Annotated in this window: 27 protein-coding genes; 22 read left to right on the top strand and 5 right to left on the bottom strand. The window is 65.2% G+C overall.

Annotated features, from left to right (window positions below; all coding sequences use genetic code 11):
- Window positions 1-288 precede the first annotated feature (288 nt).
- Together JW958_01630 and JW958_01625 are read left to right on the top strand one after the other, a co-directional pair.
- Window positions 289-1,080 (top strand): zinc-dependent peptidase, encoded by a 792-nt coding sequence (locus JW958_01630; protein ID MBN1824935.1) that lies wholly within the window; start codon window positions 289-291, stop codon window positions 1,078-1,080.
- Window positions 1,081-1,149: 69 nt separating this feature from the next.
- Window positions 1,150-2,781, top strand: coding sequence for an NADP-dependent glyceraldehyde-3-phosphate dehydrogenase (locus JW958_01625; GenBank protein MBN1824934.1), 1,632 nt, complete (start codon window positions 1,150-1,152; stop codon window positions 2,779-2,781).
- Between the two features lie 64 nt (window positions 2,782-2,845).
- On the opposite strand, the gene JW958_01620 is transcribed toward JW958_01625, so the two are convergent.
- The 3 genes from JW958_01620 to JW958_01610 form a co-directional block, all read right to left on the bottom strand.
- Window positions 2,846-3,421 (bottom strand): fumarate hydratase C-terminal domain-containing protein, encoded by a 576-nt coding sequence (locus JW958_01620; protein MBN1824933.1) that lies wholly within the window; start codon window positions 3,419-3,421, stop codon window positions 2,846-2,848.
- The gene (locus JW958_01615; GenBank protein ID MBN1824932.1) at window positions 3,414-4,286 is read right to left on the bottom strand and encodes a fumarate hydratase; all 873 of its coding nucleotides are present in this window, start codon (window positions 4,284-4,286) and stop codon (window positions 3,414-3,416) included. Before JW958_01615 ends, JW958_01620 begins: the two co-directional genes overlap by 8 nt.
- Window positions 4,287-4,359: 73 nt before the next feature.
- A complete protein-coding gene (locus tag JW958_01610) occupies window positions 4,360-5,655 on the bottom strand; it encodes an acetyl-CoA hydrolase/transferase family protein (GenBank protein ID MBN1824931.1) in 1,296 nt (431 codons plus the stop codon).
- 230 nt (window positions 5,656-5,885) lie between these two features.
- Here JW958_01610 and JW958_01605 point away from each other — a divergent pair, with 230 nt between their 5' ends.
- The 15 genes from JW958_01605 to JW958_01535 all read left to right on the top strand — a co-directional run bounded on the left by JW958_01605 (window position 5,886) and on the right by JW958_01535 (window position 17,995).
- Window positions 5,886-6,221, top strand: a complete 336-nt coding sequence (locus tag JW958_01605; GenBank protein MBN1824930.1) for a cupin domain-containing protein — start codon at window positions 5,886-5,888, stop codon at window positions 6,219-6,221.
- 162 nt (window positions 6,222-6,383) lie between these two features.
- Complete coding sequence (gene acsA / locus JW958_01600; GenBank protein ID MBN1824929.1) at window positions 6,384-8,105, top strand: acetate--CoA ligase; 1,722 nt, start codon at window positions 6,384-6,386, stop codon at window positions 8,103-8,105.
- Between the two features lie 68 nt (window positions 8,106-8,173).
- Window positions 8,174-8,425 (top strand): acyl carrier protein, encoded by a 252-nt coding sequence (locus JW958_01595; GenBank protein ID MBN1824928.1) that lies wholly within the window; start codon window positions 8,174-8,176, stop codon window positions 8,423-8,425.
- Window positions 8,426-8,541: 116 nt separating this feature from the next.
- Entirely contained in the window at window positions 8,542-9,756 is a 1,215-nt protein-coding gene (gene kbl, locus JW958_01590; protein ID MBN1824927.1) for a glycine C-acetyltransferase, read from the top strand.
- A 43-nt stretch (window positions 9,757-9,799) separates the two neighbouring features.
- Window positions 9,800-10,201 carry a hypothetical protein gene (locus JW958_01585; GenBank protein MBN1824926.1) on the top strand — a complete coding sequence of 134 codons (402 nt, stop codon included), beginning with the start codon at window positions 9,800-9,802 and terminating at the stop codon, window positions 10,199-10,201.
- A gap of 78 nt (window positions 10,202-10,279) precedes the next feature.
- Window positions 10,280-10,696 (top strand): DUF4405 domain-containing protein, encoded by a 417-nt coding sequence (locus JW958_01580; protein ID MBN1824925.1) that lies wholly within the window; start codon window positions 10,280-10,282, stop codon window positions 10,694-10,696.
- Window positions 10,697-10,857: 161 nt separating this feature from the next.
- The gene (locus JW958_01575) at window positions 10,858-11,304 is read left to right on the top strand and encodes a CGGC domain-containing protein (protein MBN1824924.1); all 447 of its coding nucleotides are present in this window, start codon (window positions 10,858-10,860) and stop codon (window positions 11,302-11,304) included.
- Between the two features lie 255 nt (window positions 11,305-11,559).
- Window positions 11,560-12,177, top strand: a complete 618-nt coding sequence (locus tag JW958_01570) for a hypothetical protein (GenBank protein MBN1824923.1) — start codon at window positions 11,560-11,562, stop codon at window positions 12,175-12,177.
- 33 nt (window positions 12,178-12,210) lie between these two features.
- On the top strand, window positions 12,211-13,077 hold the full coding sequence (locus tag JW958_01565; protein ID MBN1824922.1) for a GNAT family N-acetyltransferase: 867 nt from the start codon (window positions 12,211-12,213) through the stop codon (window positions 13,075-13,077).
- A gap of 279 nt (window positions 13,078-13,356) precedes the next feature.
- Window positions 13,357-13,755, top strand: a complete 399-nt coding sequence (gene mscL, locus JW958_01560; GenBank protein ID MBN1824921.1) for a large-conductance mechanosensitive channel protein MscL — start codon at window positions 13,357-13,359, stop codon at window positions 13,753-13,755.
- Between the two features lie 239 nt (window positions 13,756-13,994).
- Window positions 13,995-15,188, top strand: coding sequence for an aspartate aminotransferase family protein (locus JW958_01555; GenBank protein MBN1824920.1), 1,194 nt, complete (start codon window positions 13,995-13,997; stop codon window positions 15,186-15,188).
- 13 nt (window positions 15,189-15,201) lie between these two features.
- Window positions 15,202-15,609 (top strand): hypothetical protein, encoded by a 408-nt coding sequence (locus JW958_01550; protein MBN1824919.1) that lies wholly within the window; start codon window positions 15,202-15,204, stop codon window positions 15,607-15,609.
- A gap of 184 nt (window positions 15,610-15,793) precedes the next feature.
- Window positions 15,794-16,558 (top strand): hypothetical protein, encoded by a 765-nt coding sequence (locus tag JW958_01545; GenBank protein ID MBN1824918.1) that lies wholly within the window; start codon window positions 15,794-15,796, stop codon window positions 16,556-16,558.
- A gap of 168 nt (window positions 16,559-16,726) precedes the next feature.
- Window positions 16,727-17,446, top strand: coding sequence for a peroxiredoxin (locus tag JW958_01540; GenBank protein ID MBN1824917.1), 720 nt, complete (start codon window positions 16,727-16,729; stop codon window positions 17,444-17,446).
- Window positions 17,447-17,572: 126 nt separating this feature from the next.
- Entirely contained in the window at window positions 17,573-17,995 is a 423-nt protein-coding gene (locus tag JW958_01535) for a hypothetical protein (protein ID MBN1824916.1), read from the top strand.
- Window positions 17,996-18,116: 121 nt separating this feature from the next.
- On the opposite strand, the gene crcB is transcribed toward JW958_01535, so the two are convergent.
- Entirely contained in the window at window positions 18,117-18,497 is a 381-nt protein-coding gene (crcB, locus tag JW958_01530; protein ID MBN1824915.1) for a fluoride efflux transporter CrcB, read from the bottom strand.
- Between the two features lie 257 nt (window positions 18,498-18,754).
- Between crcB and JW958_01525 the strand changes: the two genes are divergently transcribed.
- The 5 genes from JW958_01525 to JW958_01505 all read left to right on the top strand — a co-directional run bounded on the left by JW958_01525 (window position 18,755) and on the right by JW958_01505 (window position 21,925).
- Window positions 18,755-19,462 carry a class I SAM-dependent methyltransferase gene (locus JW958_01525; protein ID MBN1824914.1) on the top strand — a complete coding sequence of 236 codons (708 nt, stop codon included), beginning with the start codon at window positions 18,755-18,757 and terminating at the stop codon, window positions 19,460-19,462.
- Window positions 19,459-20,010 (top strand): YkgJ family cysteine cluster protein, encoded by a 552-nt coding sequence (locus tag JW958_01520; protein MBN1824913.1) that lies wholly within the window; start codon window positions 19,459-19,461, stop codon window positions 20,008-20,010. Before JW958_01525 ends, JW958_01520 begins: the two co-directional genes overlap by 4 nt.
- Window positions 20,011-20,181: 171 nt before the next feature.
- Complete coding sequence (locus JW958_01515) at window positions 20,182-20,553, top strand: NifB/NifX family molybdenum-iron cluster-binding protein (GenBank protein ID MBN1824912.1); 372 nt, start codon at window positions 20,182-20,184, stop codon at window positions 20,551-20,553.
- 157 nt (window positions 20,554-20,710) lie between these two features.
- On the top strand, window positions 20,711-20,881 hold the full coding sequence (locus JW958_01510; GenBank protein ID MBN1824911.1) for a hypothetical protein: 171 nt from the start codon (window positions 20,711-20,713) through the stop codon (window positions 20,879-20,881).
- A gap of 24 nt (window positions 20,882-20,905) precedes the next feature.
- Window positions 20,906-21,925: a hypothetical protein gene (locus tag JW958_01505; protein ID MBN1824910.1), complete on the top strand. Its 1,020-nt coding sequence runs from the start codon at window positions 20,906-20,908 to the stop codon at window positions 21,923-21,925.
- A gap of 142 nt (window positions 21,926-22,067) precedes the next feature.
- Here the strand turns inward: JW958_01505 and JW958_01500 are convergent.
- Window positions 22,068-23,205: OPT/YSL family transporter (locus JW958_01500; GenBank protein ID MBN1824909.1), on the bottom strand; the 1,138-nt coding region annotated here is incomplete at its 5' end.

The raw sequence follows: 23,205 nt of genomic DNA, 5'->3' as shown, positions 1-23,205 counted from the left end.
CGCCCGCCCCGATAAATGCTCGGCGGGTTTTTTATCCCCTCGACGGAGGCGGGCTCCGGTGGGTGCCCGGCGAGTCGAGACGGCCCCGAGAGGGAAACCGGCGGTGGAAGGGAGGGCCGCCCCCCGCCCCTCCTCCTCGAAGGATCACGCCGTCCGTCCGCTTGCTTCCACCGGCGGCGGAAGAGTTTCCGGCACCGAAGAGGGGAGAAACAGGTCCCTCCCACTTTTCCCATGCGCGATCGGCCCGCCGCCCGTATCTTGTGAGTCGACAAGGGAGCGGCCATAAAGATGCGGAATCCGTTCAAAGCATGGAGACGAAGGAGGCTCGCCGGAGAGCCCTTTCCCGAGGCGTGGCGCCGCGTCCTCGCCCGGAACGTTCCCTACGTCGCTTTTCTCACCGAGAAGGAGCGTCGTGAGCTGGAGCGCCTCGTGCGGGTCTTTCTCGCCGAGAAGACCTTCGAGGGGGCGGGGGGATTCGAGGTGGACGACGAGGCGCGGATCACCATCGCCGGGCAGGCATGCCTGCTTCTACTGAACCGCGGCGCCGACGTCTATCCCCGCCTCGACACCGTGATCGTTTACCCGGCGGCGTACGTCGCGCCGGGGCGGCGCCGCAACCCGGACGGCACCGTCACCGAGGGGCCGCAGGTCCGTTTCGGCGAGTCGTGGAAAACCGGCGCGGTGGTCCTCTCCTGGGAGGACGTCCGGCGGGGCGCCGAGGATTTTCACGACGGGCGGAACCTGGTCCTCCACGAGTTCGCCCATCAGATCGACAGCGAGGACGGGCCGGCGGACGGCGCGCCCCCTCTTTCGGGGGCGTCGAGCTACGCCGCGTGGGCTCGGGTTCTCGGCCGGGAGTACCGCGCGCTCCTGACGGACGTGCAGCGCCTCCGTCCGACGGTGCTCGACGGCTACGGGGCGACCAATCCGGCGGAGTTCTTCGCCGTCGCGACGGAGACCTTCTTCGAGCGTTCCCGGGAGCTTCGCGCACGCTCGCCGGAGTTGTACGATCAGCTTCGTCTGTTCTATCGTCAGGACCCGGCGGCGCGGATCGACGCGGCGGCGCGGGGAAAGGGGTAACGCGGGACGCCGCGAAGACCGCCCCGTGGAATCAACCAGAAAGCCGCGCCGGCGGCGGGAGAAAAGCCGATGACTCTGGAGGAGAAGATCCGATCGATCTTTCCGGCGCCGGAGGAGGTGCCCGCCGAGGCCGTCCTCTCCGAGCCGATCGCTCAGACCGAGTATCTCGTCGGCGGACGGTTGCGCGCCTGGGAGGGACCGCGGGAAACGGTTCTCTCGCCGGTCTGCCGCCCCGGCGCCGCGGGGGGGGCGCCCGAACCGGTGCCGATCGGCGAATACCCGCGCCTCACCGCGAAGGAGGCGGAGGAGGCGCTCGAGGCGGCGGCGGGCGCCTGGGACCGTGGGCGGGGACTCTGGCCCACCTTGCCGGTGGCGGAGAGGATCCGTCACGTCGAAGAATTCACCCATAAAATGGTGGAGCGCCGCGAGGAGGTGGTCCGCCTTCTCATGTGGGAGATCGGCAAGTCGCGCGAGGACTCGGCGAAGGAATTCGATCGAACCGTCGAATACATCCGGGACACGATCAACGCGCTCAAGGAGCTGGACCGGGTCTCTTCCCGGTTCGTCGTCGAGGAGGGGATTCTCGGGCAGATCCGCCGTTCCCCTCTCGGCGTCGTTCTCTGCATGGGCCCCTTCAACTATCCCCTCAACGAGACCTTCACCACGCTGATCCCGGCGCTGATCATGGGAAACACGGTGATCTTCAAGCCGCCCAAGCTGGGCGTGCTCCTGCACCGTCCTCTGTTGGAGGCGTTTCGCGACTCCTTCCCTCCCGGCGTGATCAATTCGGTGTACGGCGACGGGGAGAGCGTGATCGGGCCGCTCATGAAATCGGGGCGCATCGACGTGCTCGCCTTCATCGGATCGAGCCGCGTGGCGGACCTCCTCAAGCACGCCCACCCCAAGCCGCACCGCCTCCGCGCCGTCCTCGGCCTGGAGGCGAAGAACGCCGGGATCGTCCTCCCCGGCGCCGACCTCGGCCTGGCGGCGCGCGAATGCCTTCTCGGCGCTCTCTCCTACAACGGCCAGCGATGCACGGCGCTCAAAATACTCTTTGTGCATAAACGGATAGCCGGCGAGTTCCTGGAGCGTTTCGCCGCGGGGATCGACGGGCTCCCCTTCGGCATGCCCTGGGAGCAAGGGGTCAAGATCACGCCCCTCCCGGAGCCGGGGAAGACCGATTATCTCGACGGCCTCGTGAAGGACGCGGAGGCGGGGGGAGCGCGCGTGATGAACCGCGGCGGCGGCGCGCGTTGGGGGACCTACTTTCACCCCGCCCTCCTCTATCCCGTGAACGAGAAGATGCGGGCGTGGAGGGAGGAGCAGTTCGGGCCGGTGGTGCCGGTCGTTCCATTCGACTCGATCGAGGAGCCGATCCGCTACGTGATGGAGTCGAACTACGGGCAGCAGGTGAGCCTCTTCGGCGCCGACCCGGGCGAGATCGCGCGGCTGATCGATCCTCTGGTGAATCAGGTCTGCCGGGTGAACATCAACAGCCAGTGCCAGCGGGGGCCGGATACCTTCCCCTTCACGGGGCGGAAGGACTCGGCGGAGGGAACCCTCTCCGTCTCCGACGCGCTCCGGGTCTTCACGATCCGCTCGCTCGTGGCGGCGAAGGGGACGGAGGAGAACAAGGAGATTCTGCGGGTCATCACGCGGGAGCGGAAGTCGAACTTCCTCAGCACGGACTTCCTGTTTTAATAAATAGGGACAGTCACCAATCAACCAACCGAATGATGGGTGGCTGTCCCCCTCGACTTTTTCGTTACTTCATCAATTCCGCGGCGACCCGCTTGGATTCCTCCTCCACCTTGTCGTGGATGCTCGTCCCGTGGGTGTCCATGGTGACGATCACCGGGAAGTCCTCGACGCGGATCACCCAGAACGCCTCCGGCGTGCCGAACTCCTCCAGCTTGTGGACCGCCGTCACTTCCTTGACCGATTGCGCGATCGCCGTGCCGCAGCCGCCGACGGCGTGGAGGTAGCAGGCGCCGAACTTCCGGCACGCTTCGAGGGTTTTCGCCCCCATCCCTCCCTTGCCGATGACGCCGCGGACGCCGTAGCTCTCGATCACTTTCGCCTGGTACGGCTCCTCGCGAATGCTGGTGGTCGGGCCGGCGGCGACGAAGGTCCAACGGTCTCCGTCCTTTCGGACCACCGGGCCGCAGTGGTAGATCACGCCCCCCTTCAGGAGGTCGTTCAGGAACTCCGGCCTCTCCTCCACCATCAGCTTGTGGCCGGCGTCCCGGGCGGTGACGACGATGCCGGAGAGGAGCACCGTGTCGCCCGCCTTCAGCGAGCGGATCTTCTCTTCGGAGATCGGAATGTCGAGCTTAATCATAATCGGCCTCCCCGTTCCGGATGGTCATCGACTTGCGCCGGCAGGCCCAGCACATGTAGGAGACGGCGACGAAGAAGGTGGCCGGGTGGCGGTGCTGCGCGCCGATGAAGACGTCCAGCACGGTGGTGCCGCCGCCGAAACCCATCGGCCCGATGCCGAGGCGGTTCAGCTCGCCGTGGAGGCGCTTTTCCAAGGCGTCCAGCGCCGGGTCCTCGTTGGAGGACCCGATCGGCCGGAAGAAGAGCTTCTTGGAGAGGAGGTAGGAGGTGGACCGGTCGCCGCCGATGCCGATGCCGACCACGCCGGGCGCGCACCCCTTCCCCTGCGCTTTGACGATCGCGTCGATCGCCGCGCGGCGGATCCCCTCCAGGTCGCGGCCGGCGCCGATGGCGCCGTCGGGGAGCTTGTACTGGGTGCCGACGTTTTCGCTCCCGCCTCCCTTGAGCATCAGCCGCACGCGGATCTCCGGCTTCTCCCACTCGGTGAAGGTGATGTAGGGGGCGTTCACCCCCACGTTGTTTCCCGAGTTTTTGCCGGTCACGGGGTCGACCGCGTTCGGGCGGAGGAGAACGTCCTTGGTGGCGCGCGCCGCCGCCGCCTCGATCTCTCTTCGAAAGGCGGTCATGCTCGCGCCGGCGGGGTGATCGACGTAGAAGATGAGCGATCCCGTGTCCTGGCAGATCGGCGTCCCCTTTTCGCGGGCCATCCGCACGTTCTCCAGGATCGCCTCGAAGGTGTTCGCGCTCGTGCCGCCGGGCGGCTCCTTCTCCTTCGCCGACCGAAGCGCGTTCTCCACGTCCTCCGGGAGGTCGGTGGAGGCGCTCCGGATCAGCCGGTAGATCTGTTCGATGCGTTTTTCGTCCATTTCGCTCCTCGCCATGGAAACGTTACGGCCGGAAACGGTTCGGTTTCGTTCGACGGCGCGGCGGCCCGCCCGCTCAGAGTATCTTGCGCGCTTTCGCCTCCCTCTCCAGCTCGTCGCGGAAATCGGGATGGGCGATCCGGATGAGCGCCTCCGCCCGTTCCCGCAGGTTGCGGCCGAAGAGATTCGCCGTTCCGTGCTCGGTCACCACGTAGTGGACGTCGGCGCGGCTGGTCACGACCCCGGCGCCCGGCTTCAGCGCGGGTACGATCCGGGAGAGGGCGCCGTCTTTCGCCGTCGAAGGGAGGGCGATGATCGGCTTCCCGCCCGGCGCGCGCGCGGCGCCGCGGATGAAGTCCACCTGCCCGCCGAAACCGGAGTAGATCCGCGTGCCGATCGAGTCGGAGCAGACCTGGCCGGTGATATCCACCTCCAGCGCCGAATTGACCGCCGTCATCTTGTCGTTCCGGGAGATGACGTAGGGATCGTTCACATAATCGACGGGCCTCGCCTCCACCATCGGATTGTCGTTCAGGAAATCGTACAGTTCCCGGCTGCCGAGGGCGAATGTGAACACCACCTTGTGCCGGTGCAACGTCTTCCGCCTGCCGGTGACGAGCCCCCGCTCCACCGCCCGCATCGCCCCGTCGGAGAACATCTCCGAGTGGATGCCCAGGTCGGAGACGCCGTCGAGCGAGGCGTAAACCGCGTCGGGGATCCCGCCGATCCCCATCTGGATCGTGGCGCCGTCCTCGATCAGCCCGGCGATGTGCCTGCCGATCAATAGCTCGACCTCCGTCGCCGGGCGGCCGGAGAGCGTGGGGAGCGGGCAGTCGGTTTCGACGATGGCGTCCACCTGGTCGACGTGAAGGAAGGAATCGCCGAGCACGCGCGGCGTGTTCCGGTTCACCTCGACGATCACCGTCCGTGCCGCCATACATGCGGCCTTGTTGGTCAGCACCTCCACTCCGAGGCTCATGAACCCGTGGCGGTCCGGCGGCGAAACCTGGACCATCGCCGCGTCGAGCGGCACGATCCTCTCCTCGAAGATGCGCGGGATCTGATAGAGGAAGATCGGCATGTAGTCGCCGCGGCCCTCGTTGACCGCTCGCCGGTCCGCCGGTCCGACGAAGAGGGAGTTGTGGCGGAAGCTGCCCTCCATCTCCGGTCGGGAGAAGGGGTCCTCGCCTAGGAGGAGCAGATGGCTGAGTTGCACGTTCTCCAACTCGCCGTGCCGTTCCGCCAGAGCCCAAACGAGGCGTGTCGGGATGGCGGCGTTGCCGCTGTAAAAGACCCGGTCGCCGCTCCGGATCCGCCGCACCGCCTCTTCGGGCGTGGTGAGCTTCGCTCGGTAGTCGTTTTTCCAGCCCATCGGTTCCTTTCCCGCGCGGGGAGCCGCCCCGCGCCTTCTCCGCCGCCGGCCGCGGAATGGCGCTCCCGGTTTTGCGTCGCCCGTGGTCTCTATTCTATCGGGAGGGGCCCGCGGCGGCAAGGCGCGGCGGAGGGACCGGCGTCTGGGGATTGAGCGGCCGGCCGGGCCGCGTTAGACTGGACGGGAGTAGCCAAGCCACACGGGTACGAATTCCGACAGGAGAGTGTGCGATGAAGATCCGTCCGCTCAGCGGGATAGACAAAGTGGTTCCCGAGGGGACCGATGGGGTCACCATGCAGGTCGGGATCGGAAAGGCGGAGGGGGCGCCGCGCTTCGCGATGCGCTATTTCGTCGTCCGGCCGGGAAGCGCCACGCCCAAACACACGCACTGGTGGGAACACGAGGTGTTCGTCGCCGGCGGTAAAGGGGAGGTGCACCACGGCGACAAGGCCTACCCGATCGCCGCGGGGGACATGGTTTACGTCGAGCCGGACGAACTCCACCAGTTCCGGAACACGGGCGGCGAGCCGCTCGAGTTCGTCTGCGTCGTGCCGCACCCGGAGTAGCCCGAGAACTCGCGTCCGTAGGCGGAAGGACTCTCACGCCTTTGCGCGAGGTCTTCTTCGCCCCGGACGGTCCTTGGACGAATCGGTGGGAAACGGTATAATCCCGGCCGTGATCACGGGACATTCCGCCTTCGGACATTCAATCGGTACGGGAAGGGTAACATGAGCGATTTCAAAGCCTTGCCGGGCAATATCGGCGACCATGAGGAGCGCCGCGCCGGGTTCACCTGGGCGGACGCGCGGAAGGAACTCGGCTTTCCGGAGGGCGGACCGTACAACATCGGCTGGTACTGCTCCGACCGGATCTGCGAGATGGGGAAAGGGGACAAGGTCGCTCTGATCTGGGAGGCGGTGGACGGCACGATCAAAAAGTTCACCTACAACGACCTCCGCGTCTACTCCAATGCCTACGCGAAGTTCCTCACCGGGCTCGGGCTGAAGCCCGGGGACCGGGTGGCGGTCTTTCTCGAACGGGTTCCGGAGCTTTACATCGGCATGATCGGCGGCCTGAAGGCGGGTCTGGTCATGCAACCCCTTTTCAGCGCTTTCGGCGAGGAGGCGCTCGAGAAGAGGATCATGAACGCCGAAACCGCGGCGATCCTCACCAACCGAAAGCTCACCTTCCGCACCCGTAAGGTGCGACCCCGCTGCCCTTCGCTCCGGCACGTGATCATCAGCGAGCCGGGCGATCTGGAACTGCAGGAGGGGGAGCACGCCTTCGGCCTCGCCGCCGCCGAGCCGGTGGAGAGTTTCGACGTCTATCCCGCCGACGAGGAGACGCCGTCGCTTCTGCATTACACCAGCGGCACCACCGGCCAACCGAAGGGGGCGGTCCACGTGCACGGTTCGCTTCCGGCGCAGGCGCTGACCACCAAGTGGGTGCTCGACCTCAGGGAAGACGACGTCTATTGGTGCACCGCCGACCCGGGTTGGGTGACCGGCACAAGCTACGGCATCATCGGCCCCTGGGCGCTCGGCGCGACCCAACTCGTCCTCGAGTGCGGCTTCATCATCGATCGTTGGTATAAAGCGATTCAGGACCAGAAGGTCTCGGTCTGGTACAGCGCCCCGACGGCGATCCGTCTCCTCATGAAGGAGGGGGAGGAGAAGGTCAAGAAGTACGATCTCTCCAGCCTCCGGTACCTCGCCAGCGTCGGCGAACCCTTGAACCCCGAAGCGGTCGTCTGGAGCGAAAAGGTTTACGGCCTCCCCTTCCATGACACCTGGTGGCAGACCGAGACCGGATCGATCCAGGTGACCAACGTGCCGGGGATGGAGATTCGTCCCGGCTCGATGGGGAAACCCTTCCCGGGCGTCACCGCGACCGTTCTCTCTCACGAGTTTCAAGAGATCGAGGAGGCGGACCAGCAGGGGCTTCTCGCGCTCCGGCCCCCCTGGCCCTCCATGTTCCGCACGTACTGGAGGAATGAGAGCGCCTACAAGAGCAAGTTCAAAAACGGTTGGTACATCACCGGCGACCGGGCCCGGATCGACGCGGACGGCTATTTCTGGTTCATGGGCCGCGACGACGACGTGATCAACACCGGCGGACATTTGGTCGGCCCCTTCGAGATCGAGAGCGCCCTTCTCGAGCATCCCGCCGTCGCCGAGAGCGCGGCGATCGGCAAGCCGGACCCGGTCAATATGGAGGTGGTGAAGGCCTTCGTGGCGCTGAAGCCGGGGCACGACCCGAACCGGAAACTCGAGATGGACATCATGAACTTCATCCGTAAACGGCTTTCGCCGCTGGCGATGCCCCAGGAGATCGAGTTCCGGGACAAGCTGCCGAAGACGCGTTCCGGTAAAATCATGCGGCGGATGCTGCGCGCGGAGGAGCGGGGCGAGGAGATCGGCGACACCTCGACTCTGGACGACGACAACTAGGCGCCGGTCCCGAACACCGGCCCGTATCGGATTGGCGGCGCGGCGACCCCGCGCGGAAGGAGAGATCCATGGGCGACGAGATGCGGGAAAAGATCATCGAGTACATCCGGGACGAGTACCTGGAGGACGAGAGCATGGAGATCAAGGTGGACACGCCTCTCATCTCCAGCGGGATCGTCGACTCCTTCAGCATGGTCTCGCTCAAGATGTACCTCGAGGAAGAATACGGCATCAAGATGACCGACGAAGAGGCGAGCACCGAGGCCTTTGACACCGTCGGCAGCATTCTGGCGCTTGTGAAGAAGAAACTGGCGGAATAGCTTTCGCGGCGGACTCGCGACATTCCCCGGGCGGTCGGATCGGCCGCGTCTCCTGTGAGCGGCGAGGGCGCGGCGAAGATCCGCGCCCTCGATTTTTCAACGAACGAGGTGAGGACATGGCGTACACGGCCGAAGTGAAGGAGCGCTTCGCCAAGACCCTCCATGAGGTCGAGGCGGCGGGACTCTACAAGGACGAGCGTTACATCTGCAGCGAGCAGGGGGTGGAGATCGAGGTCGAATACCCCCGCGGCACGAAGCCGATGAAGGTGCTGAACTTCTGCGCGAACAACTACTTGGGGTTGTCGAGCCACCCGGACGTGGTCACCGCCGCCCACGAGGGGCTCCGCGAACGCGGCTACGGGATGAGCAGCGTCCGTTTTATCTGCGGCACGCAGGACATCCACAACGACCTGGAGAAGAGAATCGCCGCGTTTCTCGGTAAGGAGGACGCGATTCTTTTCGCGAGTTGCTTCGACGCGAACGCGGCGCTCTTCGAGGTGCTTTTCGACGAGAACGACGTGATCATCAACGATCGGCTCATCCACGCGAGCCTGATCGACGGGATACGTCTCTGCTCCGCCCAGCGGGATAGCTTCAAGAACGCGGACATGAAGCATCTCGAGAAGAAGCTGAAGATGTGGAAGGAGCGGGCGCGCTCGATGGTCGTCGTGACCGACGGCGTCTTCAGCATGGACGGGATCCTGGCGCCGTTGGACGAGCTGTGCGATTTGGCGGACAAGTACGGCGCCATGGTGTTGGTGGACGACAGCCACGCCAGCGGCTTCATCGGAAAGACGGGGCGTGGGACGCCGGAGCATTTCGGTGTGATGGACCGAGTGGACATCATTACTTCCACGCTCGGGAAGGCGCTCGGCGGCGCGAGCGGCGGGTTGGTGGCCGGGCCGCGGGAGATCACGGAGATGCTTCGGAACCGCGGGCGGCCCTATCTTTTCTCGAACGCCGTGCCGCCTCCGATCATCACCGCCGCGATCCGCGTGATCGACCTGATCAGCAAGACGACGGAGCTCAGGGACAAGCTGGAGTGGAACGCCAAGTATTTTCGGGACAAGATGGAGGCGGCCGGTTTCGATCTCGTGCCGGGCGAGACGCCGATCGTGCCGGTCATGCTCGGCGACGCGAAGCTCGCCAACGACGTCTCCCGCGACATGCTGCACGAGGGGGTGTACGTGGTCGGCTTCAGCCATCCGGTGGTCCCGATGGGGAAGGCTCGGATCCGGGTGCAGCTCTCGGCGGCGCACACGAAGGAGCACATCGATAAAGCGGTGGACGCCTTCATCAAGGTGGGGCGGAAGCACGGGGTGATTCAGTAGGAAATCGCTTCATCGACACCGGCGGAATTCGGGAGAGAGGAGAATGAAGGGTCTGATCGGCGCCGCGCGGGCGGCGGACATCCTTCTCGTTCTGCTCGTCGCGCTCGCGCTTTTCCATGTGCTGATTCTGCTCGGCGTTCTTCCTTCCGGGATCGTTTGGGGAGGGAGGGCGGAGGGCGCGGCCGGCGGCTTCCGGGCGATGGAGGCGGTGTCGCTGGCGATCACCGGGATCATGGCGTTCGTCGTCGCCGCGCGAGCCGGACATCTCGGTTCGCCGAGGCTCGGAAAGGCGGTCCGCGCCGCCCTCTGGGTGATGTTCGTTTATTTCTTGCTCAATATCGCCGGCAATCTCGCCTCCCGGTCCGGCGTGGAAAGGGCGGTTTTCACTCCCTTCAGCGTGATCCTGGCGCTTCTCGTTTTGCGTGTCGCGTCGGAAAGGAAATGACCGCGCCGCGAGGGGGATTCCCGCCGTCTACGGCAAAACCCCCCGGAGTTCGACGATCGCGGAAGAGGATGAAGCGGTATGCGTAAAAACGATTGGAACTTTCTTGTCGACGCGGCGGCCCTCGCCGCGCTGCTTCTTCTGCTCTCCACGGGGATTCTGATCCGCTACGTCCTCCCGGCCGGATCAGGGCATTTCCTCGCCCTATGGGGAATGGACCGGCACGAGTGGGGAACCGTACACTTTTGGATCGCCGTTGTTTTTCTCGCTCTCATGGCGATCCATCTGGTCCTGCACTGGTCGTGGATCGCCTGCATGATTCGGTGGCGTCCGGCGGAGGGAGCCGCTCCGACGGCGAGGCGCGAGCCGCGGGTCGTCGCCGCGCTCCTCGTTCTTTTTCTGATCGCTCTTCTCGCGCTCGCCCCCTTCTTCGGGCGGGTCGATGAGACCGAGCGCGGAGGCGGCCGGGGCCGCGAGGGGCACGAGATTTCGAGATGAGGGTCATCCGCGAGGCGGTGGAGCGGCGCCGGGGCGGGAAGGGGCGGCCCCGCTCCGCGAAACAACTCCCTCCGGCGCCGCGGAGATATCGGCGATCCGCCGCCCCTTCACCGATTCCGATGGTGTAGATTCGTACCGAACGAGGCGAGGAGGAGGCAGACATGGCCGGGAAGACGAAAATCGGAATCATCATCTGCGACCGTTACCGCCGCTGCGCGGGGGGGAAGTGCTTCCGGGCGATGCGGAACCGGGAGGGCGCCTTCGACATCTATAAGGAATCGGAGATCGAGCTGGTCGGATACACGACGTGCGACGGCTGCCCCGGCGGCAACATCGAGTACGCCGGCGACGAGATGGTAAGGAACGGCGCCGAGGTCGTCCATCTGGCGACCGGCCTCGTCGTCGGCTATCCGCCCTGCCCCTACATCGACACGTTCAAGGACTTTCTCGAAAAACGGTACGGAGTCCGGGTGGTCGTCGGCACCCATCCGATCCCTAAAAAGTACCTGGACATGCACGCCCGCCTGGGAACCTGGAAGGATGACGCCTGGAAACCCGTCCTCGTGCCGACCATGAGTGACGAGGAGACACGCGAGAGTTATGACTGAGCGCGGCCGACCGGATCCCGGTCGGTGACGGATCGGGTGTTCACCGGGAAAGAGCACGCCCACAACCACGGTCAGATCGGCAACATCGGACTCCCCCTCCACGTGATGCGGGACTGGATCGACGAGAAAACCGGCTGAGGACGGGAATGCGTCGTCGCCGGCCGGTCGTTTTCTTCTTGCGCCGCGGCCGCGGATCGGCATATTCGTTCCATGTAAAGAAAAGAAGAACCGGCAATCCGCGTGAAGGAGGTTGGCATGAAGAAGAATCCGTTTCTTGTCGTTTTTTGTTTCGTCCTTCTTCTTCTCACGAGCTGCGCCGGCGGGCGGCCGCCGTCGGAGAAGCCCGTGCCCGTCGAACCGGCCGAACCGGGGGGAGAGGTGCGGATCTCCTTCATCGGGATGAGCAGCTGGTCGCACTGCCCGTTGTCCACCGAGACCGACTGCGAGTGGCACCTGATCGACGGCAGGCGCGTCGAGGTCGGGACGATCGGGATCCGTTTGGCCTCGGTCTCCCACGGGCCTCTGCGGGACGGAGACGTGATCGTCGTCACCGAGGAGGGGGCGATCTACGTGAACGGCGGCCTCCGGATGCCCAACGACCCGGGCGGCGATATCCCGAAGGACTTCGCGCCGCCGCGCCGGAGTGACGTCACCTACACCTTTTTAGGGACCGGTGGTTTCAAGCGGGCCGCCTACCACGAGGAAATGGCCGTCGATCTGCGGGACGGCCGGCTCTTCGAGGTGAAGAACGGCACGATGCGCCTGGACGGCGCTTCCCACGGCGAGGTACACGCCGGCGACGACGTGGTGGTGGCCGCCGACGGGCGAATCTACGTGTTCGCCCAGCTGCGGCCGACCTGGCCGGAGGATTGACCCGGCGGCTCCCGGACCAATAAGGAAGAATGCATGAAGGGTTCGTGGCAGGAAGACCCCGCGTTTTTCAACGATCTTTTCGATTTGCTGGATCGGATCTTCCCGGGCGTTCGCGGCGGGGCGGAGGATATCCGGCGATACGGCGTTTCCTGGGAATCGGTGTCCACCCCCTTCGTCCTCTATAGGGGAGGGCGTGTCGTCTCCCACGTCGGCGTGATCGGGCTGCCGTTGATCTTGGGAGGGCGCCCCGCGCGGGTCGGTTCGGTTCACGCCGTCGCCACCGATCCGGACCACAGGCGCAAGGGCTACTACCGCGCGCTCATGGAGGAGGCGATCGAGGATTCCGCGGGCCGCTTCGACACGCTGATTCTGACGACCGAGAACCCGGAGTACTACGAGCCCTTCGGTTTCCGGCGCATCGGGGAGCATCGCTTCGTCACGGTCCGGCGTTCGCGGGGGCGCGAGGGCGCGCTCCGCGTTCTCGACCTCGGCGACGCCGCCGATATCGCCCTGCTCCATCGCCTGCTCGAAACGCGGGAACCGGTGTCGCGGATTCTCGGCGTGGTGAATGAGAAGACGGTGTTCCTCTTCAACGAAGGGCACAGGTCGCTCCATTACGCCGAGGATCTGGACGCGGTCCTCTGCGTGGAGAGAGAGGGGACGCGGCTCCGGCTCTACGACGTGGTCGCGCCGGAGTTGCCCGGTTTGGACGCGATTCTCGAAAGTATTCCCGGCCCGGTCGAGGAGACGGTCTTTTTCTTCACGCCGGACCGATTGACCCGCGAAGCACGGGCCGAACCCCGGCTCTTCCAATACGGCGGGCCCTCCTATCTGATGGCGCGCGGACCGTTCGCGGCCGAAGGGATTCCCTTCGCGCTCCCCCGTTCCGTCCGCACCTGAGCGCATCGGGCGCCGTGAATCCCACTCACCGAACGCGTTGTAATACAAGGTGATACCGCGACATTCGCCGCCATTTCTTGACGGCCTTCTCCGGATAAATTAGGGTTCCACAGACGTTTCATTCTCGACCCGAAGGGACGGGTCATCAGGGGGCGGTACGGCTCGCTTTCATCCATCCCATGAATCCGTATCCCCTGACACGAAGTCACACTCGATCAGTGTAGAGTGCGCGCCGACCCGGCCGCGGCGGCGCGCGTCGGAACCCCGAAGGAGGAAATCATGGGGATGATGAAAGAGTTCAAGGCGTTCGCCATGCGCGGCAACGTGGTCGACATGGCGGTCGGTATCGTGATCGGCGCGGCTTTCGGTAAGATCGTTTCCTCGGTCGTCGCCGACGTGATCATGCCCCCCATCGGTCTTTTGCTGGGCGGGGTCGACTTTTCGAATCTCGCGATCACCTTGAAGGCGGCGGTCGGAGAAAGCCCCGCCGTTCTGCTGAGCTACGGCAAGTTCATCCAGACCATCCTGGACTTCGTGATCATCGCCTTCGCGATCTTCATGGTGATCAAGGCGATGAACTCGATGAAGAAGAAGGAAGAGGCGGCGCCGGCGGCTCCGCCCGCCCCTTCCAAGGAAGAGACGCTTCTGACGGAGATCCGCGATCTGCTGAAGCGGTAAGTATCGCCTCCACGATCGTCCGCGAAAAAAGGGGGCCGGCGCCGGGACGAGCGGCGCCGGTCCCGCCCCGAACCGCCCGCAATGGTCCGGTCGATCCTCATCGAATCGGTCGGTCTTTCCGCGCGTCGCCGCCGATTCTTTTTGCCGCCGGGCGTCCCCATCCCTCATGCTCTCTTAAAGACGCGGCGCGTTCCGGCTCGTCGCCGGCTTCGCCGGACGAACCCGAAAGGGAGGAGAAGATGGACCGACTCCTTTGGATGCCCGGACACGAGGTTCTCGTGCGCGACATCGTCCGCGCGGAAAACGCCTCTCTCTACGATTCGCGCGGGAGGCGCTACGTCGATCTCGAGTCCGGCGTCTGGTGCGCCTCCGTCGGACACGGACACCCGCGGGTGCTGCGCGCCCTCCGGGAACAGGCGGAAAGGATCGCACACGCCGGTTTCTCCTACGCCGCGCCGGTCGTCGAGGAAGCGGCCGTCGAGATCCTTTCCCTTCTCGGGATGGAGGGGGGGCGCTGCGTGTTTCTCTGTTCCGGGAGCGAGGCGGTGGAGTACGGCGCGCGGTCCGCGCGGATGATCGCCGAAAAACCGCTCCTGATGACCATGGCCGATTCCTACTTCGGCGCCTATGGGGACGCGACGGCGCGCGGCGCCGGTTCGTGGTTCGATTTGGATTGGTTCCCCTGCGCTGTTTGTCCGCACGACGGGGATTGTTCCGACCGATGCGAACGCTGGGCGTCGATCCCCTTCGATCGAATCGGCGGTTTCCTCTTCGAACCGGGCAGCTCCTCCGGGCTGGTCCGCTTTCCGCCCCGCCGGCTCGTCCAAAATATCGCGCGGGCGGTGCGCGAGGGGGGAGGCCTCGTCTTGGTGAACGAGGTGACCACGGGGATCGGTCGTACCGGGGCATGGTTCGGGCACGAGCATTACGGGATCGCGCCGGACGTGGTCGCGATGGGGAAGGGGCTCGGCGCCGGTTACCCGGTCAGCGCGACCGCCTTCTCGCCCGTCGCGGCGGAGCGGCTCGGCGGCCGGGACGTCCCCTACGCCCAATCGCATCAGAACGATCCTTTGGGAGCCGCGGTCGCGCGGGAGGTGATTCGCTTGATCCGGGAAGAGGGGCTCGTCGAGCGGGGGCGCGAAATCGGCGCCTTTCTCGCCCACGGGTTGGAGGAGATCCGGTCGCGGACCGATCGGATCGAGGAGATCCGCTCGCGCGGGCTTCTGATCGCCGTGGAGCTGCGCGACGGCGCGGGCGCTCCCTTCACCGCCGGCGTTCATCGAGAACTGGCGCGTCGCGGGTTTCTCGCCGCCCGGAGACCCGGCCGGAACGTGCTTCGGATCGACCCGCCCCTCACCATCGAACGCGCCGACGTGGAGGCTTTTCTGCTGGCGTTCGAGGAGACGTTGGGCGGGGTGAAGGCGACCGGCTGAGCGGGGGAAGCGCGTGTTCGACTGTTTGAGACAGAACGGAGAGGCGGCCGCATGGATCGCGGGCGCGTCGCTCGCCGCCTTTCTCTTCGCGCTCGCCGCCGTCCCCCGCCTGGTCGTTCGGATCCCGCCGGACTATTTCGCCCCCGGGAAGCGCCGCGGGGTTCTCTGGGCGAATGCGAACCCGGTCCTCCGTATCCTTCTGCTCGTTCTGAAGAACGCCGTCGGCGCACTCTTTCTCCTGGCCGGAATCGCCATGCTCTTCCTGCCGGGCCAGGGATTGCTCACCATTCTCGCCGGAATCGCCCTTCTCGATTTTCCGGGGAAGTTTCGTCTCGCGCGTTGGCTCGTCTCGCGCGGTCCCCTTCTCCGGACGATCAACCGTCTCCGGCGTCGCGCCGGGAGGCCACCCCTCGTCGTCTAGATCCGAACGCGGCGGCGGTGGCGCCGGCATCCGACGGTCCGAAACATTTTCCTGTTGTGTTCCCCTCGGCCTCCCGCCTACCATGTTCGCGTTCCATGCAAGACGCGTGATCCACATTCCAGGCGAATCCATAAAAGGGCAAGGCGCGATCTTTTGTTTATAAGCAATACAATGAGGATTTAATGTGAATTTTCGCGTGGTCGCCCGGCGGTGGGGTATGAGGGTTTTTGATGCGGCCGACCTGATCGGTTCGGCCTTGTGGGGGAGCCGGGAGTATGCGCGGTTGGTGGTTGTCGGACATGCTCGGACGGGAACCAATTATTTGATAGACGGACTCACGACCTCCAAGCACGTACGCATGTACAACGAGATCTTTTCCAATGAATATCGGGAGGTCGGACGGGATTTCGAAAGACGGCTTCGGAGGCTTTACAGAAAAAGGTCTCCTTCCGTTCGGTGTGTCGGCTTTAAGCTGTTCGACTATCATTTGACCGATTCGGAGTGGCGGGAGTTTCTAGAGCACAAAGAGTTCAAGGTCATTCATCAGACGAGAAAAAACCGCCTTCGGATGATCGTGTCTCTCGATATCGCGTTCGCCACGAATCAATGGGTCGATTTCGACGCGAAGGCAACCCTCTCCCAACGCCGGATCCGGGTCGAAACAAAAGACCTTCTGGAACGAATCGGCAACATCGAGAAGGTGGAGAGGAAGATCGAAGAGCGCTTTGCGGATCGGGATACGATCACCGTTACATACGAGAGGCTCGCGGCCGATCCCTTTACGGAATTTCGGAGGATCGGCGTGTATTTGGGAGTGTCGGATATCGATCCGGGTAAGATCAGAATGAAGCGGCAGAACCCGGAACCCCTGCGGGATCTCATCTTGAACTATGGTGAAGTGGAAGAAACTCTGCGGGATACCCCCTACGCGAACGACCTTCTCTCTTGATCGACCCGCCTTTTCTTCTCTTGGATCCTATTCGATTACGGTGGATTTCGGTTGCCGGGCGGGATAAGCTGAAGGCGTCTGGAGCGAAACAGGGCGTTCCGCGCGAAGAGCGGCGGCGGCGCTCCTTGTTTACCAATGCGTTACGGGCCCAAGCGAAAGGAGGTCGCTATGGCGGACAAACCGGCGGCCGGCTGCGCGCGCCCGACGGGCGGGCCGGTCGGCGAACCGGCGAAGAAACCGAAAGCGGACGCACCCCAACCGGAAGGAGGGACGGGACAGATGATTCTCGTAGGGAGAAAAGCTCCCGACTTCACGGCCCCGGCGTATCACAAAGGGGCCTTTATCAACGTCCAGCTCTCGGAGCATCTGGGCAAGTGGGTGGTCCTCTGCTTCTACCCCGGTGACTTCACATTCGTCTGAGCTACCGAAGTGTCGGCGGTCGCCGACAAGTACGCGGAATTCCAGAAACTGGGCGTCGAAGTTCTGTCGATGAGCGTGGACAGCATGTTCGTGCATAAAATGTGGAACGACCAAGAACTCTCCAAGATGGTGAAGGGGGGCGTTCCCTTCCCGATGCTCTCCGACGGCGGCGGCAAGGTGGGGAGTGTGTACGGCGTGTACGACGAGGACGCGGGCGTGGAAACGCGTGGCCGGTTCCTCATCGACCCGGACGGCGTCGTCCAGGGCTACGAGGTGCTCACGCCGCCGGTGGGCCGGAACGTTTCGGAGACGCTCCGGCAGATCCAGGCGTTCCAGCACGTGCGTAAGACGAAAGGGGCCGAGGCGATGCCCTCCGGTTGGAAGCCGGGGAAGATGACGCTTAAGCCCGGCCCGGATCTGGTCGGTAAGGTCTGGGAGGTATGGAAGACCGACATGGCCTGGGATTGACGGACGGGCGCCGCGTCCCAGCCCGCCGATGATGCATGACACGAACGGCCCGGCGGGTCGATCTTCCCGCCGGGCCGTGTTCTCGTCCGGAAGCGCGCGGGCGAACGGCCCGGGGAGGATGGACCGATGACGGAGGAAGGGCGCCCCCGCGCCGTGACGGTGATCGCCGTCGTGAACGGCGTGGCGGGCATCGTCACGTTTCTTTTCTGGGCGCTCGTGTACGCGCGTCTTTTCCGTGGCGCGCCGATCGAGGACCCGGCGATTCGCGCCTCCGCTTCGGGGACGCTCGGCTTTCTGGTCGGCGACTTGGTCTGGGCCGTCCCTCTCCTTTTCGCGGCCGCCGCCGGCGTGCGGCGCCTGCGCGTGTGGGGCCGGGACGCCGCTCTGATGGCCAACGTTCTCTGGGTCTACTCGATGACGGTGATCTGGGTGCGCGACCTGCACGCCGGATCGGTGAGCCCCGGCGCGCTTCTCTTCACGCCCTTCGCGATCTTCGCCGTCTGGGCGACCGCCTATCTTTGGAAGAAGCGGAATCTCTTCGCCGCGTAGAGAGCCGAAGGTGAATCCATGGGCAACCCGGAGGAAGAGAAGGCGGTGTGGACATCGGATCAAATCTTCGGTGGGGGCGAATGACCGGGGCGTTCCTCGCGCCATCCCTTCTTGAAGAGGATCAACCGATCAGCCAGTGAAACAATTTTCGCCCGAAGAGGACGCCGATCCCGCAGAGCGCGACGCTCGCGACGAGGTAGGTCACGGCGGAAAAGCCCTTTCCGCGCAGAAAAAGGTCCATCGTCTCGTGGGAAAAGGCGGAAAAGGTGGTGAAGCCGCCGAGGAAACCGATCACGCCGAGAAGACGGAAGTGATTACCGGGAAAGGTGCGCTCGCCGAGTTCGATGGCGAGCCCGATGGCGAGGCATCCGAGCACGTTCACGAGGAGGGTGCCGACGGGGAGGGCGGACTCGCCCACCATTTGCTGCACCCGCGACGCGAGCGCCCAGCGCGCGACGGCGCCCGCGAACCCACCACACCCCACGAGCATGAACTCCCGCACGACGAACTCCTCCGGACGAACGGTTCGGTAGGAGTCATCAGCGAAAGCACGGTGACCGGCGGACTCCATCGCCTTGCAAGACAATAGGATATCGGCTTTCACCGGTTTCGTCAAGCAACGTTCTCTTCGGGGAAGCGCCGCTCTTGTTTTGTATTGATCCTCATTATGAATTTGTTAGTTTGACGGAGGCGACACGGATCGTTCTGCACCCGCGGTTTCTGGTCTTTTCCTCGCCGGGCTCCCGGGAGAGACGCGTTTTGGGCGGCGGATACTACGAGCAACGACTCTCCGCCGAACGGCTCCGGCGTTGTTACGCCGTCGCCCCGCCGCCGGCGCGCGCCTATCTGAAAGCCGAGATCGAACACATCCTCTCCCGGTTGGGCGCCGCGGACGCGGTGCTCGAACTCGGTTGCGGATACGGGAGGATCCTCGCGTTCCTCGCGCCTCGGGTGCGCGTTCTCTGGGGGATCGACAGGAGCGTGGCGAGCCTCGCCCTGGCGCGCGAGGCGGCGGCCCCCTTCGTCAACATTCGACTCGCGGCGATGGACGCCGCCCGTCTCGCCTTCCGGTACCGCTCCTTCGACGCCGTGATCTGCGCGCAGAACGGAATATCCGCTTTCGGCGTCGACCCGGTCCGTCTGATCGGCGAGGCGCTCCAGGCCGCGCGCCCCGGCGGTAAGATCCTCGTCTCGAGCTATGCGGATCGTTTTTGGGAGGATCGTCTCGACTGGTTCGAGGCGCAGGCGAGGGAGGGACTTCTCGGGCCGATCGATCGCCGGCGGACCGGCGACGGTGTAATCGTTTGCGAGGACGGTTTTCGCGCCGGCATCGCCCGCCCCGCCGACTTCGAGAGATGGACGGCCGAGTTGGGCGTCACGGGACGGATCACCGAGGTGGCCGGTTCCAGTCTTTTTTGCGAGATCGTCGCGCCGGACGAGGGGCGCGGGGGGGAGGCGAACGGATGAGCGGGATCGACGCCGCCGCCATGGAGGAGCTGGAGGAGTTCTACCGGGATCTCGAGAAGAGGCTCGATCCTCTCCGCGCGCTTCACCAGGAAAGGCTGCGCTGCGGCGCCGGCTGCGCCGACTGCTGCGTGGACGGGATCACCGTCTTCGGCATCGAGGCGGACAGGATCCGCCGCCGCCGCGCCGGCATCCTCGACGGGGAAGAGCCCGCCCCCGTGGGCGTCTGCGCCTTTCTCGACGGAGGAGGGCGGTGCCGCATCTACGAGGACCGGCCCTACGTCTGTCGCACGCAGGGGCTCCCGCTCCGCTGGATCGAGCGCCGGCCGGACGGGATGGTGGCGGAGATGCGGGACATCTGCCCGCGGAACGAGGAAGGCCCGCCCGTGGAGGCCCTCGACGCCGGTGCGTGCTGGACCCTCGGCCCCTTCGAGGGGAGGCTCGCCGGATTGCAGGCGGCGGTCGACGGCGGGGAGGGATCGCGCGTCCCCCTCCGTTCTCTCTTCCGGCGCGGCGCGGCTCTTCCGCCGGAGGGTGGGAAGAAAACGTGAACCGCCCGGTTTCCCGCTTCGCTTGGCGGGGAGGCGCGGCGCTGGTACAATTGAACGGTCGGCCTTCGACGGGATGACCGTCGCGGGTCCAGGCGCTCCCCGCCGCGAGGGAATCCCCGAACCCGTCGCGGACTCCCGGCGGAGCGCGCCGGTCCATTAAGGAGGAACATCATGAAGCTCTGTTTTCCCGTGCTGGAGGATCGGGGTCTCGAAGGCATCCCCCACGAACACTTCGGCACCGCCCCCTATTTTTTTCTGTGCGACACCGAGTCGGAGGAAACCTCTCTCATCGATAACCGCGGCGCCCATCAGGCCCACGGCGGTTGCGCGCCCGTGGATACGTTGCAACAGGCGTCGGTGGAGGCGGTGATCGTCGGCGGGATCGGCCCCCGCGCCGTCGCCCGGTTCCAGGCGGCGGGAGTAAGGGTCTTCCGCGCCGTCCCCGGCACGATCGGGGACCATGTCGATCTGGTGCGCGAAAACCGGCTCCCCGAATGGGGATCGAGCGACTCCTGCGGGGGCGGCGAACACGGTTGCGAGTAGTCCGTACGCGTCCGTCCATCCGAATCCCTCCGGCGGCGGGGCGAAACACGCCGCCGGTCCGGTCCCTATGCGCTTCATTTCGTGCGGCTCGTAAAACGGCAGGCGGCGGACCGGGTGCGTCGAGGCCGGAAACCGCCGCTCCATGAAAGGAGAATGCATGAGAAAGAGGACGGCTCTCGCGGCCGCCTTCGCCCTTGTTCTTCTGCTGGCGGCGTGCGGCGGGAAGGAGAAGGCGACGGTGACTCGCGCGGATTCGTTGGAGGAGGCGAAAACGATCGCGTCGCGAAGCGGATCGATGATCGTGGTCGACTTCTTCTCCAGCACCTGAGGACCCTGCCGGGAGTTCACCCGTGTGGTGGACGAAGCGGATCCAGTTCTGGTCGCGGCGCTGGGAAATCACGTTCTCTGGATCGTGAGCACCGATGAAGAGGAGGGGCGGACGCTCGCCGAATCGTACGGCGTGAGCGGCATTCCCGCATTCATCCTGATGAATCCGGCGGGAGAGGTCGTCGACCGCTGGTCCGGTTTCGGCGGCTCCGAAAAGTGGGCGGAGCGACTCGCCGAGGCGGTGTCCGATCCGACGCCCGCCGCGGAGAGGGAGACGCGCTTCGCCGAGTCGCCGACGGTGGAGGACGCCCTCTTCCTCGGCCGGATCGCCGACGAGAGCGAGCGTTACGGGGAGGCGATCGCGTACTTCGACCGGGCGATCGCGCTCGATCCGGAAGCGGCGCGCGAGGGGGACGCCGCGCACAAGCGTTTCGCCGCCGCCTTCTTCGCTTTCCTGCAGGGAAAGCTCTCCGTGGAGGAGGCGGGGCCGGTGATCGAATCGACTCTGGCCGACGCGGAGACGGAGGAGGCATCGATCATGGCCTTCGCCCGGCTCGCTTTCCTCGGCGTTCGCACGATCGGCCTGGAGCCGATGGAGCCCTATCTCCGGCTCGCCTATCCTCGGGTCATGGCGTCGGAGAACGAGAAGTACGTCGGCGAAAAGAAGAATTTCCTTCTCGAATACACCGTCCAAATCGAGAAGGACCCCGAGCGCGGCCTCGCACTGAAGCGGGAACTCCTTCCCGAGGGATGGGAGAACGACGCCGGGGAGTTGAATCAATTCGCCTGGTGGTGCTTCGAGAACGCCGTCAATCTGGAGGAGGCGGAGGCGCTCGCCCGGCGCGGCGCCGAACTGGCCGAGAGCGACGGGCATCGCGCGAGCATACTCGACACGGTCGCGGAGATCGTCAATCTGCGGGGGGACCCGGCGGAGGCGGTTCGCCTGATCGAGAGGGCTATCGAGCTGGACACCACCAGGGTTTATTTCCGCGAACAACTCGATCGTTTCCAAGGGATCCGGGACGCGGCGGCCGCGAAGGGGTAACGCGAGGAAAGGGAGGGCGCCCGCTCCGCGACCGAACGACTCCGTTTCATCGCGCGCCGAGGGGGCGACCGCAAAAGAAAAGGGGCGGCGGACCAAGTGCCCGCCGCCCCGCGCTTTTATCTGCGATCGTTGTTCCCCGCCGTTACCCGACGATCACGACCTGAAGCACCATGATCACGATGCCGATGAGGGCTCCGCCCGCGATCACGCCGGCGCAGATCGTCTCCTGGTTGTCCACGACGTTGATTTTCATCCAGCCGTCGGGATTTTTGTGGCGCTGCGCGAGCGCCCAGAAGATGAAGGAGCCGAGGAACATCGCCCAGGCGTCGCTGAAGCGGAGCACGAAGGCGAGCCCCATGCCGACGCCGCTGATGGGCCAGCGGTTCTTGGTGGTGATCTTCAGTATTTCGAAAACGATGCCGAGGATCGCGCCGATCACCACCGCGACGAGGGCGGTCGGATCGAGAATGCTGAAGCCCTGCGTGAGCACCTCCGCCACCGCCCGCCAGATCATGGCGGCGATCATCGGGAGTTGGTCGGTGCCGAAGACGTCGATGTTCCCGCGGAAGAGGGCGTAGTAGAAGATCGGCGTGCAGGCGAATCCGCCGGCGAGGATGCCGAGGATGTGGCCGGTCGCCTGGAGGCGCGGCTTCCCGCCGAGCATGTACCCCGGCTTGATGTTCATCAGCAGATTCGACGCGTGGCCGGCCACCTCGCCGGTGATGCCGGCGGTCATCAGGTTGGTCGGCGTGTTGCCGGGGGCGAGAGCGGCGTAGGTGAGCTGGGTCAGCTTGCCGAGGGCGCCCGTCGGGGTGATCGCCGTGAGGCCGGTGGAGTTCGCCGCGATCAGCGTGAACACGAAGACGAGCGGGATGGCGATGACGCCGAGCCACCACTCAACGCCGAAGAAAACGTGCCCCATGATAATCACCGCGGCGCCGACGACCGGGATGCCGAGGGCGAAGACCTTCATCGGCAGCTCGATTCCCTTCAGGATATCGACTTCCTTCTCCATGCCGTTGTTTCGCGAGCGAATGTTCTGGAAGGCGCTGATCAGCATTTGGGGCTTGGAGAAGAAGGAGAAGAGGGAGGCGGTGGTCATCATCGCCACGCCGCCCCAGAGGGACCACATGGTGATTCCCCGGAAGCCGGTTTCGACGATGATCCCCTTCTGGATCAGGATCGGGGCGAGAATGAAGTAGTTGAGCACCGCGCCGATGAGGAGGGAGACGCCGGTGCGGATCCCCATCAGTCCGCCGGCGCCGATCATGACGATCTCG

The organism is Candidatus Eisenbacteria bacterium, from assembly GCA_016930695.1.
Classification (GTDB): Bacteria; Orphanbacterota; Orphanbacteria; order Orphanbacterales; family Orphanbacteraceae; genus JAFGGD01.
Note: the sequence above shows the minus strand (reverse complement) of the source record. Positions and strands in the feature narration are given on the sequence as shown.